The following is a 14,528-nucleotide window of genomic DNA, read 5'->3' on the forward strand; positions in this document are numbered from 1 at the left end:
AGGGTGTTCGCCGTCAGGTGTCTTCGGACAGATAACGCGGGTTGGCGACGGCGAGCCGGTCGGTCACCGCCGCCCGCACGACTTCGAGCAGCGCCGGGTCCTCCGCGTCGACGGCGCCGGACCGGATCGCGGCGGCGAGCCCGGCCTGATCGACCTGCCCCAGCGTGGCGAGCCGTTCGCGGTGCCGCTGCTCTTGTTCAGGGCCGAGCCGCAGCTCGCGTTCGACGCCGTCGAGCGTGTTCGCCGCGACCCGGGCGAGAAAGTTCAGCCTCCCTTCGGTCCCGGCCATCACGTCTTCGCGGAGGAACGCCGCCACCGCCGCGACCAGTTCGGCTGTGGTGGGCCGCCCGTGCAGATCCGAGCCCGGCGCGCACGGGCCGGGCTCGCGTTTTTCCGCCGGCAGCCCGAGTTCGAGGAGGAGGTCGTGCTCCTGCTCGCACACTCGCCTGCCGACCGCCGCCAGCTCCACCGAAGGCGTCTCGCCGGACAGATGCCGCTCGGCCATCGCCCGGCAGCCCACGGTCCACCGCGTGGTGCCGTAGAGCTGCCACCAGCGCACGGCTTCCGCATCCGGGCGCTCACCCGCGACCTCCGCGTAGCCGTCAAGAAGTTCTTCGACGGTGCCGAAACCGCCTGCGGGCAGCGGCGAGCCGAACCGCCAGCACTTCACGCACAGCCAGCCGAGATCCTCCCGCGGGTCCCCGGCGTGGACCGACTCCCAGTCGAGCACCGCGCGCAGGCCCGAGGGCGCGACGATCAGGTTTCCGGTGCGGAAATCCCCGTGCACCACCGTTTCCGGCACTTCGGGCGGCCGGTGCAGCGCCAGCCAGCGGAGTCCGATCTCGACGGTCGGCAACGGTTCGCCGAGCGCGTCATAGTTCTCGCGCAGCGTTTCCAGCGGGTCGTAAGTGGACAGTCCGGGCACCTCGCGCACCGGGATGGCGTGGATCCTGGCGAGCGTGCGCCCCAGTTCCGCGGCCAGGCCCTTTCTCACCGGCGCGTACTGCTCGTCCCGCAACAGCCGCCGCGCGATGGTCTCGCCGTCGACGTGCTCGGTGATCAGGTACGGCGAGCCGACGACCGCCGGGTCCGTGTCCGCGTCGACCAGCCGCGGTACGGCCACCCCGGCGCGCCCGGCCGCGGCGATCGCCTTCGCCTCCAACGCCATCCCCTCGGGACGCCCGGCACCCGGCGGATCACGGCGCAGCACCAGGCGCCGTTCGTCCCCCGCCGACCGGGCCGTGAAGGACCACGTCTCCCGGCTCGCCCCACCCGTGAGCCGGTGCAGGTTCGCCACCTCGACGGGTTTTCCGGACACCCCGGTCAGCCGGGCCGAGAGCCGCGCGTCGAGCCCGGTCATCGCCCGGACTCCTTGTGGCGCCGGGAAACTAGGGCGCGCCGACCATGTCCAGCGCCAGGCGCTGGTACCGCTCGACGATCTGCTCCCTGCTCACGCGGGACCGCGGAGAGAACCAGCTCGCGACCCCCGTGCACATCACGACGATCGCCCGCGACGCCTCCAGCGGCAGCGAGGTGGTGAACACGCCCTGCTCCACCCCACGCCGCACGACCTGGTCGAACATCCGCTGCTGCTGCCGCCGTTTCGCCAGATGCCTGCCGCGCACCGGCTCCTCCAGCGCCCGCACCTCGCTCGTGCCCAGCAGCGTGCCGCGCTGGTCCTGCAGGTGGAACAGGATCTGCACCGACACCAGCGCCGACAGCTGGTCCACCGGGTCCTCGCCCGCTCCCGCGAGCGCGGTGCGGGTGCTCAGGAGGAGCTGCTTGATGCCCCGCTCCATGATCGTGGCGAGCACGTCCTGTTTCGACTCGAAATGGTGGTACAGCGCCGAAGCGCTGAACCCGGCCTCCTCGGCGATGTCCCGCACCGACGTGCCGTGGTAGCCGTGCTCGGCCATCACCGCTATCGCGGCGCGCAGGATCGTCTCCTCGCCCGGCGAGGCGGCCTCCTCCGCCCGCCGTCCGGCACCTTCCGCCAAGTCCACGCCACCTCCGCCTGGGTCCAGTGTGGACAGAGGAGGACCCTGCCACCGGGGCACGCCACGATACACCCCGGTCCGGCGGATCTTCACCCATCGTGCTCCTCCCCTGATCGGCCGTTCAGTCGCCGAGGCGCCGCTTGCGCGGGCCGGCGAACCCGAACAGGTAGCCGGCGACCTTGCGCATCTGCACCTCCTCCGCGCCCTCGGTGATCCGGTAGCGGCGGTGGTGGCGGTAGATGTGCTCGAACGGCTTGTGCCGGGTGTAGCCGATCCCGCCGTGCACCTGGATCGCGCGGTCGGCGGCGTCGCACACCAGCCGGTTCGCCCGGTAGTTGCACATCGAGACCTTGTCGCTGATCTCCAGGTGCGGCACCCGGTCCAGCTCCCACGCGGTCTTGCGGACCAGCCAGCGCACCATCTCCGCCTCGGTCTGCAGCTCCACCAGCGGCCACTGGATCGCCTGCCGGGTGGCCAGCGGCTGCCCGAAGGTCTTGCGCTGCCTGGCGAATTCGACGCTCTGGTCGATGCAGTACTGCGCCGCGCCGACCCCGGACGCGGCCTGGCGGATCCGGTTCTCGTGCACGAAGGTCTGCGCCACCGCGAGCCCCTCGCCCACTTCACCGAACACGGTGGACCCGGGCACGCGCACGTCGCGCAGCGTGACCTCCGCGTGGTCGGTGGGCATGTTGAAGGTCCACCAGTGGAAGTCGACGGAGAACCCGGGCGTGTCGGTGGGCGTGATGAACGCCGTGATCCCGTGCGCGTCGCCCGGCTCGCCCGAGGTGCGGGCGAACACGACGTCGTGCGTGGCCGAATGCATCCCGGAGTTGAACCGCTTGGCGCCGTTGAGGATCCAGTCCCCGCCGTCGCGGACCGCGGTGGTCTCCATCCACGTCGCGTCGCTGCCGTGCTCCGGCTCGGTCAGCCCGAACCCGATCCGCTTGGTGTGCGTGAGCATCGGTTCGAGGAACTCCTCGCGCTGCCCGGGCGTCCCGTACTCGAGCATCATGTGCACGAACGGGAAATTCCCGACCACCGAGGATTCGTTCTGCAGGTCGTTGTGCAAACCGAGGCCCTTCGCGGCCAGGTGCTCGCGGATGACGGCCATGTCGAGGTTTCCGCCGTCCGAGCCGCCGACCTCCTTCGGCAGCCCGTAGCGCAGCCAGCCCGCCGCGTCGGCGCGCCGGAACATCTCGCCCAGCAGCTCTTCCCACTCGCGCCTCGGCACGCCACCGTTTTCGAAGTCGGTGCGCGCGTATTCCCGGCGGTGGTCGAAGAACCGCTCGTTGTCGTCCTGCTGCTGCAGCGGGACGATCTCGCGCTCGATGAACTCGTCCAGAGCGGCGAGCCGGGCGGTCAGCTCGGCGGGAAGTCCGAAATCCACGACGCCTCCTTAACGATCGTTCAGCTAGGATGACATCCCGGGTGGCGCAAAGGGAAGAGGCCGTGGACGGCGGAAGGATGCGCTCATGGGCGAGCAGCGGGTGAGTCTCACGATCGAGGACGGGGTGGCCGACGTGCGGCTGTCCCGGCCGGAAAAGCGCAACGCGCTCGATCCGGGCATGTTCGCGGGCCTGATCGAGACGGGCGAGCGGCTCAAGAACGAGCCCGGCGTGCGCGCCGTCGTCCTTTCCGGTGAAGGGCCGGATTTCTGCGCGGGCCTGGACTTCGGCTCGTTCCGCGCGATCGCCTCGAACGAAACACGCCCGGCGCTGGAGCCGGACCAGGTCGCCGAAGGTCCCGCGAAGGCGACGGGCCAGCGCGCGGCGTACGTGTGGGCTGAGATCCCGGCGCCGGTCATCGCCGCCATCCGGGGCCACGCGCTCGGCGGCGGGCTGCAGGTGGCGCTGGGTGCCGACATCCGGATCGTCACGCCGGACGCGCGGCTGTCGGTGCTGGAGGTCAAGTGGGGGCTGATCCCGGACATGACCGGCACGCAGCTGCTGCCCGAGCTCGTCGGCCGGGACGTGGCGAAGGAGCTGACGTTCACCGGCCGGGTGATCAGCGGCGACGAGGCGGTCGCGCTCGGCCTCGCCACCAGGGCGGACGCCGATCCCGTCGCCGCGGCCCTGGCGCTGGCGAGGGAGATCGCGGGGAAGAACCCGCACACCGTCCGCGCGGCGAAGCGGCTGCTGGACCTGGCGGGGCGGGTGGAGCTGGCCGAGGGGTTCGCGGCGGAGCAGACGGAGGTCAAGGCGCTCATCGGCAGCCCGAACCAGGTCGAAGCGGTCACCGCGTCGTTCGAAAAGCGGACCCCCGTGTTCGAGGACTAGCGTTCGCCCGGCCGGCGCGGCGCGCTTGAAGTACCAGTTCAGCCCCGTAGCAACGTTTCCGGCCGCTCCAGCTGGCTCACCGTCTACGGCTGAGGTCAGTCCATCAGGGAGTGAGCTCGAAGGGTTCCGGTTCGTGTCCCGTCCAGATCCGGCGCGAGGCTTCCTCCGGATAGGGCAAGGTCTTCGATTCGGCATCGAGCACTCGCGTGAGCCGCTGCCCGGCCCCGTAGGCGGGCCATCCCGGATCGCCGGTCGTGGCGAAGCGAACCCACGCTCGTTGCAGTTCCCGGGACACCGCCAGCACTTCCGCCGACGGCACGTCACCGAAGAGCTGACGGCCGGCCGGCGTGCCCAGTGTGCCGAACGCCAAGGGGACGTCGAGGCTGTGGCAGGCGCGCAGGACTTCGCCGGCCGTCAGCCGCAGCTCGAACAGGTACGACGTGCCGCCCGCCGCTTCATTCGCTTCGGCCAGTTTCAGTGACGGCATCCGGAAGAGCGCGTCGGAGTACACCAGTTCGACCAGCTCTTCGGGCGTCGCTTCGGGATACGCGGCACGGTAGGCGCCGGGGCTCGGAGCGAAGAACTCCAGCGCCGTTCGAGCGTCGTCCTCGGTGAACGTGCCCAGCCTCCCCATCATGACGCTGAACAGCCGGAACTCGTCCCGCGTGTGGCCGACGAGGAGTTCGGTCCCCTCGGCCGCCTGGCCGCAAAGCGCTCTCCACGGCGTTTCCTCGCCGTCGATGACAGGGCACACGGGGACACCGGCCTGCGCGAGCCTGCCCCACCGGCCGGGAACCTCCGCGCTCAAGGCCGTGAGCTCGGTGGCCAGGCGCGCGGGGTCTATGCCGGACAGGGCTTCGACATCGGGCGTCACGCCGACCCGGCCCGCGAGCGCCGCGGCGACTTCTTCCGCCAGCGCGCGAGTGCACAGGTACCCCGGCACCGAGTGCGCGATGGCCCGGCGGAACAACCTGCGCTTCCTCGTCAGCAGGGCCGCGATCGACCCCGCGCCCGCCGACTGTCCGGCGACCGTGACCTGGTCGGGATCTCCGCCGAATACGGCGATGTTGCGCTGCACCCACTCCAGAGCCGAGACCTGGTCCAGGAACCCGCGATTCGCCGGGGCGCCTTCGATGAGCGCGAAGCCCTCGGCGGCTACGCGGTAGTTGACGCTGACCACGACGAGGCCCGCGCTGGTCAGGGCGGCCGGGTCGTACATGGGATCGCTGGAGGTGCCGGCGATGTAGGCCCCGCCGTGGATCCACACCAGCACGGGCAGCCCGGCCGACCCCACGGCCGGAGTGCTGACGTTGAGGGTGAGCCAGTCATCCCCGGCCGAGACCTCGGCGGTCGGCCCCGCCTGCGGGACCACGGGGCCGAACCCGGTCGCCTGCCTCGCGCCCTCCCATCCCTCGACCGGGGTGGGCGCCTGGAAACGCAGCGGCCCGACCGGTGGCCGCGCGTAGGAGATGCCGCGGAACACCGCGCGCTCCCCGTGCCAGCGCCCTTCGACGAGCCCCTCCGCGGTGCGTGCTTTCGGATGTCCTCCCATGCTTCCCCTTTTTACCGGTCACTTGTAATATGTCAACCGTATGAGAACAAGGGAAGGCCGGGATGCCCAAACAGGTGGATCACCGCGAACGCCGTGAAGCGATCGCCCGGGCGCTGTGGCGCGTGGTGGAACAACGCGGCATGGCGCACGCGAGCGTCCGCGAAGTCGCCGAGGAGGCGGGCATCTCGCACGGCGCGGTGCAACACTACTTCGCCACGCGCGCGGAGATGCTGGTGTTCGCGATGGACTTCGCGTCGGAACAGACGTCACAGCGGGTGGCCGCGAGCGTCGGGAAACTCGGCGACCCGCCGCATCCTCGTGACATGCTCCGGGCGATGCTGGTGGAGATGCTCCCGCTGCACGACGACGCCCGCGCGACGAGCCGGATGAGCGCCGCCTACGTCCTGGAAGCCTTGCACGACGCGAACATCCACACGCGAGCGCGCGACGGGCTGAAGCACGGCCGCGATCTCGTCAAGCGGATCGTCCGCCAGGCGATCAAGGAGGGTCACGTCAGCGCGGACCGCGACCCGGTGACGGAGACCACGCTGCTCCTGGCACTCACCGGCCTGACCCCGCTCCTCGAGCTCACCGTGATCTCACCCCGGGAGGCACTGGCCGCGATCGATCAGCACCTCGATCGGCTGTTCAGCCGAAGCGTCAGCGCACCGACACCAGCAGCGCCTCCGGCCCGCGGACGTTGATCCGGCCATTCCACCGCACCTCATCCACCACGACGTCCGGAAAGCGCCGCACGAAGCGGGGAAACACCGTCCGCGCCTCCAGGCGGGCGAGCACCGCGCCGAGGCAGTGGTGCACGCCCGCCCCGAACGACAGGTTCTGGTGGGCGTCCGGCCGTTCGAGACGGAGCTGGTCCGCGTCCGCGCCCCAGAAGTCCGGGTCCCGGTTCGCCGCGGCGAGGCAGCCGACCACGTGACTCCCGGCCGGGATCTCGATTCCGTGCAGCACCAGCGGTTCCCGGGTGATCCTCCGCATCAGGTGCACCGAAGTCTCGTACCGGATCAGCTCCTCCACGGCCACGCCCGCGAGCTCCGGGCGCTGCCGCAGCAGTTCCGCCTGCCCGGGATTCCTTGCCAGCGCGAGGATTCCGTTCGCGAGGAAGTTCACTGTCGTCTCGTGGCCCGCGATGTAGAGGAACATGACCTGCGCGACCAGCTCCTCTTCGGTCAGCGCGTCGTCCTCGTGCCGGGCCTCGATCAGGCCGGTGATCAGGTCTTCGCCGGGGTGCCGCCGCTTGTGGCCGATCAGGTCGCGGGTGATCTCGGTCAGTTCACTGTCGGCCGCGCGGATTTCGGCGAGCAGCGCGGGCGAGGACAGCGGTTCGAGGAAGCGGACGAGCGTGCCGGTCAGCTCGCGGAGCCGGGCGTGCGCCACCGCGGGCACGCCCAGCAGCTCCGAGATCATCGTGAACGGAATCGGGAAAGCCAGCTCCGGCACCAGATCGACGCGCCCGGTGCAGGCGATTCGCTCGAGCGCCTCGTCGACGAGCGTTTCGAGCCGCGGCTGCAACCCCTCGACCGCCCGGCGCGTGAAAGCCTGCGAGACGAGACGGCGGAGCCGGGTGTGGTCCGGCGGGTCCTGGTCCACCATGGACAGTCCGCGCATCGGCCGGTTTTCCTTCAGCGGCACGCCGGAATCGCGTTTCCACTCGGGCACGTGCGTCAGATACCTGTCGTCGACGGAATGCGCCGCGCGCTGGAACAGCGCCACGTCCTCGTAGCGCGACAACAACCAGAAACCGAGCGGATGGTGGTACGCGGGCGCCTTCTCGCGGAGTTCCGCGTAGTGCGGGTACGGATCCTCGGCGAACCCGTCGGCAAAGGGGTCGAACACGTAGCCGGTCGTGGTCACCGGGACTCCTCCGGTCGCTCCAGGAAAGTGGTCAGCAGGCGGACGATCTCGGCGGGCTGTTCGAGGGTGGAGCTGTGGCCGCAGTTCTCCACCACCTCCAGGCGCGCGCCCGCGATCCCGTCCGCCATACGCGCCGATTCCGCCGGCGGTATCGCCCGGTCTTCGGCACCGGCCACCACGAGTGCCGGCACTGTGATGCGGCCGAGTTCGTGCGTCACCGCTTTCCGGTTCGCGACGCCGAGCACCGCCTGCCGCAGCGCCGCACGGTTCGCCCGCGCGATACGGCGGCGCCACTCCCCCACGGCGTCGGCCGGGGCGCCGGGGCCGAACAGCAGCGGCGTCACCCTGCCCAGCACGGGCCGGATCCCGAACACCCGCTGGACGAGCGCGAGGAGCTTGTAGTCATGCGCCTTCGCCGGGTCCTCCGCTTCGGCGCTGGTGTCCAGCAAAGTCAGTGTGCGCAGCAGTTCGCCGTGCCGGACCGCGATCCGCTGCCCGACGAACCCGCCCATCGACAGCCCGACCCAGTGCACCGGCGCGAGCCCGAGCGCGTCGATCAGCGCGACGGCGTCGCCTGTCAACGTGTCCATGTCGTACCCGCCGCGCGCGGGCGGGCTGTCGCCCTGGCCGCGCCAGTCGATCGTCACGCACCGGAACCGGTCGCTCAGCGCTTCGACCTGCGGGCCGAACATCCAGCCACCGAACAGCAATCCGTGTCCGAAGAGGACGGCCGGCGCCCCGCGCGGACCGGTATCGGTGTACGCGAGCGCCGCGCCGTTCACCTCGATCGACGGCACGTCAGACCTTGAGGTTGCGCATGGTCACCAGCGCGGTCACCACGAGGCTCTCTTCCCCGCCGTCCACGGCATACAGATCGGCCGCCGCGACGGTCGTCGTGCGGCCCGCCTTGACCACGCGCCCGCGCGCGATGACCTGCTCCCCCTTGGCCGGCGCGAGGATCTTGACCGTGTAGTCGATCGTCATGTTGACCCACCCGGCGGGAAGCAGCGTGCCCGCGGCCGAGCCACCGGCGAAGTCCGCGAGCGCGCCGAGGATGCTGCCCTGGAAGAACCCGTTGTGCTCGGTCAGTTCCGGCCGGCGCGGCTGGACGATCTCCACCTCACCGGGCCCGATCCGGCCGAAAGTGAAGCCGAGATGCTTCGCGGCGGGCATACTCAGCACGACCGCCCGCACGGCCTCGGCGTACTCGGGGTTCGCGGCTTCCATCGGCTCAGTCCTTTCGGTGACGGGCGAATCCGCCGTCCAGATAGCGCTTCCTCGCCGCGGCCCGCATGATCTTGCCGCTGCTCGTCTTCCCCAGCTGCCCGGCCCGCACCAGCACCACGTCGCCGAGGGAGATCCCGTGCTCGGCGAGCACCGCGGCCCGGATCGCCCCGGTCACCTCCAGCTCGTCGGCGTCCAGCCGGTGTTCACGCCGGATCTCCTGCACCAGCACGGGTTTCCCGCCTTCGGTGAACGCGGCGCTCCCGCCTGGCCTGGCGGCGGGATGGGCGTGCTGCGCGGTGTGCTCGAGATCCTGCGGGTAGTGGTTCCGGCCCCGGATGATCATCAGATCCTTCAGCCTGCCCACGACGTACAGCTCGTCGTCGGCGAGCACGCCGAGATCGCCCGTGTGCAGGTAGCCGCCGGCGAAGGCCTCCGCATCGGGCTTTTTCCAATAGCCCCGCGCAACGTGCCCGCCCCGGACCACGATCTCGCCGATTTCACCCGCCGCACAGGGTTTCCGTGTCTCCGGATGCACGATCCGCAGCTCCTCCCCCGGCAGCACGGTCCCGGAACCAGCCAGTATCCGCCCGCCCGGGCTCTCCACGAACCGCCCTTGAGCGAGCTCATCGGCGTCGACTTCGGCCGTGCGCGGGCCGCGATCCTTCCTGCTGCCGGTGACGATCAGGGTCGCCTCCGCGAGGCCGTAGCACGGGTAAAGCGCTTTCTCGTCGAAGCCGTGAGGGCCGAAGGTGCGGGCGAACCGGTCCAAAGTCGCGGGCAGGATCGGCTCGGCGCCGTTGAACGCGACTCGCCAGGCGTTCAGCTCGATGTCAGGAACTCCACCCCTGGCGGCCGCGACGCAGGCATCGAACGCGAAGTTCGGCCCGCCGCTCGTGTGCGCGCGATAGCGGGAGATGGTCTCCAGCCACAGCAGCGGGCGGCGGATGAAAGCCATCGGCGACAGGAGGATCGCGGTCGCGCCCACGTAGAGCGGCTGCAGCACGTTGCCGATGAGGCCCTGGTCGTGGAAGAACGGCGCCCAGCCGACCACCGTCGAGTGCTCGTCGTGGCCGAACCCGTGGCGGATCATCTCCTGGTTCGCGACCAGGTTCCCATGCGACACCATGACACCCTTGGGCGCCGAGGTGGATCCGGAGGTGTACTGCAGGAAAGCCAGGGTTTCCCCGGTCACCGGGAGTGGCTCGAACCCCGCCTCGGGCACTTCGTCCACGGCGATCCACTGTGGACTTCCCACGAGCTGCTCCACTGTGGACTTCAGTCCCGCCATCGACGACACGGTGAGCACCGCGGCCGGCTCGCAGTCCTGCACGATCGCGCGGGTGGCGTCCTGGATCCCGGTACGGCGCGGCGGGTTCACCGGCACGGCGATCAGCTGGGCGTACAGGCACCCGAAGTAGGCGATGATGAATTCCGGGCACTGCGGGAACACCAGCAGCGCCCGATCGCCGGGCTCGCAGGTCCGGCTGAGTTCGGCGGCCACGGAAGCGGCGCGCGCGTGCAGTTCGCCGTAGGTGAGGGACGCCGTCTCCTCACCCTCCTCGTTCAGGAAGGTGTAGGCGATCTTGCCGGGCTCGCGGGTGCGGAGGATTTCGGGAAGCAGCTTCACGGCAGCGCTCCGGTCATCGTCGCCGCCAGCGTCACGCGATGACGGTGGTGGAAGAAGTGGTCGCCCGGCAGCGGGTGGATCGCGAACTCGCTGTCGGTCAGTTCTTTCCAGGCCTGCGCCTCGCCGACAGTGACGAGCGGATCCTCGTTGCCGTGGAAAACCGTGACAGGGCAACGCAATCGAGGAACCGGAAGGTAGTGGTACTCCTCGGACAGCTCCAGGTCGGCCCGGGTCAGCCGGGTCGCGTACCGGCGCCACGACGGGCTCGGGCCGATCGGGCCGCCCATGTCGGCGAGCGCGGTGAGGAACTCCTCGTCGGGCAGGCGGTGGATCGGGGCCCTGCGCGCGGGCAGGTGTGGCGCGCGCCGGCCCGAGACGAACAGATGCACGGGCTCGGTTCCGGCGGCGGTCAGCGCCCTGGCCAGTTCGAACGCGACGAGCGCGCCCATGCTGTGCCCGTAGAGCGCCACGCGCTCGCCGGGGCGAATCCGTGGCAGGACGAACGCGACGGCGTCGCCCACTCGACGCAGCGGCGGTTCGGCCGCGGCTTCTTCCCTGCCGGGGAGCCGGATCCGGTCCAGCGTGATCGACTCGGGGAACAGGCCGGGCCAGCGGGCGAACGACGACGCCCCGGCCCCCGCGTGCGGGAAACAGAGCAGGCGCAGGGTCACCGGGCGCTCCCCACGGTGACGGGAAGCCGTTTCAGGCCGCGCACGATGAAGCTCTGGTCCTGCCATTCGAGCTCTTCGTCCCGCAGCGAAAGCCGGTATCCGGACAGGGTTTCGAACGCGACCTCCGCCTGCAGCTCCGCGAGGAGCCCGCCCAGGCAGCCGTGCATCCCGTGCCCGAAAGCCAGGTGCCCGGTCGTGTCGCGTGCGGGGTCGAAGCGGTCGGGGTCGGCGAACACCCCGGGGTCGCGGTTGGCGGCGCCCAGGCACAGCAGCACCTGGTCGCCCGCGCGGATCGTCTCGCCGCCGATTTCGACGTCGCGGGTGGCGAGGCGTTTCGTGAGCTGGAGCGGGCTGTCGTAGCGCAGGGCCTCGCCGACAGCGCCCGCTCCCGGCGGGATACCGTGCCGCAGGAACGCAAGACTTCCGTTGCCGATCAACGATTTCGTGGTCTCGTTGCCCGCCACGAAACACATCATGCAGACGAACACGAGTTCCTCGCCGGAAAGCCTGTCCCCGCTCGCGAGCAGCCGGCTGATCAGGTCTTCCCCCGGTTGTTCCCGCCGCGCCTGGACCACGTCGTCGAGCGCGGCCGCGAACCGGTCGACCACTTCGGCCACACGGGCGAAGTCCGCGCCCTTCATCAGCCCCGGTTCGAGCAGGAAGCGGATGTCGTGCGTCCACCGGCCGACGTTTTCTCGCAGGGTGTCGGGCAGTGCCATCCACTCGGACAGCACGGCGACCGGCAGCGGCGCGGCGAACTCGGCGATCACGTCCATCCCGCCGTTCCGGGCCGCGCTTTCCGCCAGCCGCAAAGCGGTTTTCTCCACGACGGGCCGGAGTTTCGCGATCGTGGGCGCGGTGAACGCCCGGTTCACCAGCCCGCGCAACCGCGCGTGATCCGGGTTGTCGGTGAACACCAGCGACTTGCGGCCCAGCCGTTCGATGCGCGGGACGTTCTCGCCCGAGAGCCGGCGCGCCTGCTCGCTCACCAGCCGCGGGATGAGCCCGGCGCTGAAACTGCGGTCGTGCAACACAGTTCGTACGTCGGCGTGCCGGGTCAGCACCCACGTGCCGAGCGACCGGTGCACCGGACGGGTTTCGCGCAGCTGCCGGTACAACGGGTACGGGTCCCGCCGGAACTCCGCGCTGAACGGGTTGAACCGCACGGTCACGAGGTCCACCCGCTCGCCGACGGCCGCAACACCAGGCGGTACAAGGCAATCTTGCCGAGCCCGAAGCCCAGCGCCGACATCTTCAGGTAGCGCTCGTACCGTGCGACGACCTCGGGCCCCACCAACTGGACGGCCTCGGGGCGCCGGGCACGCAGCCGCCGCGCCCACTGCGCGCACGTCCACGCGTAGTCCAGCCGCCCGTTTTCGAGCGACTGGACCTCGAACACGCGGTCGGCGGCGGTGGTGATCTCCGCGAGCGTCGGGAGGTCGGCGCCGGGGAAGATCTCCTGTTGCATGAACGCGCTGGCGTCCTCACGCGACATGTCCGCGTACGCGATCGTCTGCAGCGAGAGGGCGCCGCTGCTCGTGAGCCAGTCCCGGCAGCGGGTGAAGAAATCGCGGTACCGCCGGACTTTCCGCTCCGGCGAGTCGGCCGGGGTCGCGAAGTGCTCGAAGGCGCCGATGGAGATGATGCCGTCGAACCGGGCGCCGGGCTCGTAGTCCGTCCAGTTCTCCACGCGGACTTCGGCGGCGGGCTGGTGACGCGCGATGTAGGCCGCCTGCTCGTCGCTGAGCGTCAGGCCCACGCCCCGGCAGGCGCCGGGCAGCCGGGCGAGGATCGAGCCCCAGCCACAGCCGATGTCCAGTACGCTGCCCGCGTTCGCGGCGCCGACCGCGTCGAGGTGATAGCGCAGCTTGTTCTCCTGCGCCTGCGCGAGCGTGTCGGCCTGGCTGCCACGGCGCGCGCACGAGTAGGTGAGCGAATCGTCCAGCCACAGCTTGTAGAACTCGGAGGAAACGTCGTAGTGGTGGCGGATCGCGGCCGCGGCGTCGGTGCTCATCGTCGGGCCGCGGACCGGGCGCGCAGGTAGTCGGCCACCGCGTCGAGGTTCGGGTTCTCGAACAGCGCCTCCGGCGGGAGGTCGACCCCGTACCGCTCCTCCACCGCCATCAGCAGTGACACGGCGACCGCCGAGTCGATGCCGAGCCGGTCGAAGTCGGCGGCCGGGTCGATCGCCGCGACCGGGGTGCCGAGCAGGTCGGCGAGGTACTCCCGGCACCAGCCGACGATCGCGTCCTTGGTCGTGTCCACGTCATCTTTCCTTACGCCGCAGGGGTTTTCACGATGCGCAGGGACTGCTTGCGCTCTTCGGTGGGCACCTTGAGATCCCAGGCGAGCCCGGCCGCCGCCAGCGCGCGGACCAGCCAGAACCCGGGGTCGAGCCGGTACCACTCCAGCCCGAACGAGGGCGACTCGGGGAACGCGTGGTGGTTGTTGTGCCAGGACTCGCCCAGCGTGATCAGCGCGAAAACGCCGCCGTTGCGGGAGTTCTCGCGCGAGCGGTACGGGCGGGTGCCGAACATGTGCAGGAACGAGTTGATCGCCCACACGATGTGCTCCAGCACGAAGATCCGCACGAACCCGCCCCAGCACAGGCCGCTCACCGCGCCCGCCCAGCTCATCGAGACCAGGCCGCCGACCAGCGCCGGGATCGCCAGCCCGAGCAGCACCCAGTAGTGGTAAAGGCGGGCGATCTTCAGCAGCATCCGGTCCTTCAGCAGGTCCGGGGCGTAGTGCGCGATGTTCGGGTACTCGTGGCGGCGCATCCACAGGAAATGGGAATGTGCCAGTCCTTTCAGCCTGCCCTTGACCCCGCCGCCGGACAGGTTGGGCGAATGCGGGTCGCCCTCGCGGTCACTGCACTCGTGGTGCCGCCGGTGCAGCGCGACCCACGAGGTCACGCCGCCCTGCCCCGCCATCGAGCCCAGCACGGCGAGCACCGCGACGACCGGCCGCGCCGCCTTGAACGTGCGGTGGGTGAACAGCCGGTGATACCCGACTGTCACGCCGAGGCCGGTCAGGAGCCACATCGACAGCAGCAGCGTCAGTTCGGTCAGCCCGAACGGATACACCGCGAGGAACGCCAGCGCGCCCACGGTGCCGATGATCGGGAGGATGTCGAAGAGGAGGAAATGCCTGCGCTGCAACCGGTACAGATACGGGTTGCTGATCACCTTCCTGCGCGGCTCCGGCCGGACCGCTTGCTCCGTCATGATCGGCTGCCCCTTCACGCGGTGGTGGACGGGCAAATCCTCCGTCACCACGGCCGGGGCGGCCGCGTCCATAGCGCTT

15 protein-coding genes are annotated in these 14,528 nt (G+C 70.4%); 2 read left to right on the plus strand and 13 right to left on the minus strand.

The window, feature by feature from the left end:
* Positions 1-13: 13 nt before the first annotated feature.
* The 3 genes from FPZ12_RS19840 to FPZ12_RS19850 form a co-directional block, all read right to left on the minus strand.
* Positions 14-1,360: a phosphotransferase family protein gene (locus FPZ12_RS19840; RefSeq protein WP_144749765.1), complete on the minus strand. Its 1,347-nt coding sequence runs from the start codon at positions 1,358-1,360 to the stop codon at positions 14-16.
* A gap of 28 nt (positions 1,361-1,388) precedes the next feature.
* Entirely contained in the window at positions 1,389-2,003 is a 615-nt protein-coding gene (locus FPZ12_RS19845) for a TetR/AcrR family transcriptional regulator (RefSeq protein ID WP_144749763.1), read from the minus strand.
* A gap of 115 nt (positions 2,004-2,118) precedes the next feature.
* Positions 2,119-3,384: an acyl-CoA dehydrogenase family protein gene (locus FPZ12_RS19850; protein WP_144749761.1), complete on the minus strand. Its 1,266-nt coding sequence runs from the start codon at positions 3,382-3,384 to the stop codon at positions 2,119-2,121.
* A gap of 85 nt (positions 3,385-3,469) precedes the next feature.
* On the opposite strand from FPZ12_RS19850, the gene FPZ12_RS19855 reads away from it, so the two are divergent.
* Entirely contained in the window at positions 3,470-4,273 is an 804-nt protein-coding gene (locus tag FPZ12_RS19855) for a crotonase/enoyl-CoA hydratase family protein (RefSeq protein WP_144749759.1), read from the plus strand.
* Between the two features lie 103 nt (positions 4,274-4,376).
* Here FPZ12_RS19855 and FPZ12_RS19860 read toward each other — a convergent pair whose 3' ends face one another.
* Positions 4,377-5,825: a carboxylesterase/lipase family protein gene (locus tag FPZ12_RS19860; protein WP_144749757.1), complete on the minus strand. Its 1,449-nt coding sequence runs from the start codon at positions 5,823-5,825 to the stop codon at positions 4,377-4,379.
* Between the two features lie 62 nt (positions 5,826-5,887).
* On the opposite strand from FPZ12_RS19860, the gene FPZ12_RS19865 reads away from it, so the two are divergent.
* Positions 5,888-6,529: a TetR/AcrR family transcriptional regulator gene (locus tag FPZ12_RS19865; RefSeq protein WP_144749754.1), complete on the plus strand. Its 642-nt coding sequence runs from the start codon at positions 5,888-5,890 to the stop codon at positions 6,527-6,529.
* Here FPZ12_RS19865 and FPZ12_RS19870 read toward each other — a convergent pair.
* Genes FPZ12_RS19870 through FPZ12_RS19910 form a run of 9 tightly spaced genes read right to left on the minus strand, consistent with a single transcriptional unit; the run spans position 6,486 to position 14,449 of the window.
* Complete coding sequence (locus FPZ12_RS19870) at positions 6,486-7,697, minus strand: cytochrome P450 (RefSeq protein ID WP_208025917.1); 1,212 nt, start codon at positions 7,695-7,697, stop codon at positions 6,486-6,488. The genes FPZ12_RS19865 and FPZ12_RS19870 overlap by 44 nt on opposite strands.
* Positions 7,694-8,494, minus strand: coding sequence for an alpha/beta fold hydrolase (locus FPZ12_RS19875; protein ID WP_144749752.1), 801 nt, complete (start codon positions 8,492-8,494; stop codon positions 7,694-7,696). Before FPZ12_RS19875 ends, FPZ12_RS19870 begins: the two co-directional genes overlap by 4 nt.
* A 1-nt stretch (position 8,495) precedes the next feature.
* Complete coding sequence (locus tag FPZ12_RS19880; protein ID WP_144749750.1) at positions 8,496-8,924, minus strand: PaaI family thioesterase; 429 nt, start codon at positions 8,922-8,924, stop codon at positions 8,496-8,498.
* A 4-nt stretch (positions 8,925-8,928) separates the two neighbouring features.
* The gene (locus FPZ12_RS19885; RefSeq protein WP_144749748.1) at positions 8,929-10,551 is read right to left on the minus strand and encodes a fatty acyl-AMP ligase; all 1,623 of its coding nucleotides are present in this window, start codon (positions 10,549-10,551) and stop codon (positions 8,929-8,931) included.
* Entirely contained in the window at positions 10,548-11,222 is a 675-nt protein-coding gene (locus FPZ12_RS19890; RefSeq protein WP_208025918.1) for a thioesterase II family protein, read from the minus strand. The genes FPZ12_RS19885 and FPZ12_RS19890 overlap by 4 nt, the downstream gene beginning before the upstream one ends.
* Complete coding sequence (locus FPZ12_RS19895) at positions 11,219-12,394, minus strand: cytochrome P450 (RefSeq protein ID WP_243769923.1); 1,176 nt, start codon at positions 12,392-12,394, stop codon at positions 11,219-11,221. The genes FPZ12_RS19890 and FPZ12_RS19895 overlap by 4 nt, the downstream gene beginning before the upstream one ends.
* Positions 12,391-13,236: an SAM-dependent methyltransferase gene (locus FPZ12_RS19900; protein ID WP_144749746.1), complete on the minus strand. Its 846-nt coding sequence runs from the start codon at positions 13,234-13,236 to the stop codon at positions 12,391-12,393. The genes FPZ12_RS19895 and FPZ12_RS19900 overlap by 4 nt, the downstream gene beginning before the upstream one ends.
* On the minus strand, positions 13,233-13,487 hold the full coding sequence (locus tag FPZ12_RS19905; RefSeq protein ID WP_144749744.1) for an acyl carrier protein: 255 nt from the start codon (positions 13,485-13,487) through the stop codon (positions 13,233-13,235). Before FPZ12_RS19905 ends, FPZ12_RS19900 begins: the two co-directional genes overlap by 4 nt.
* An 11-nt stretch (positions 13,488-13,498) precedes the next feature.
* On the minus strand, positions 13,499-14,449 hold the full coding sequence (locus FPZ12_RS19910) for an acyl-CoA desaturase (RefSeq protein ID WP_144749742.1): 951 nt from the start codon (positions 14,447-14,449) through the stop codon (positions 13,499-13,501).
* Positions 14,450-14,528 lie beyond the last annotated feature (79 nt).

It is taken from the genome of Amycolatopsis acidicola (assembly GCF_007713735.2).
In the GTDB taxonomy this organism is placed as follows: Bacteria; Actinomycetota; Actinomycetes; order Mycobacteriales; family Pseudonocardiaceae; genus Amycolatopsis_E; species Amycolatopsis_E acidicola.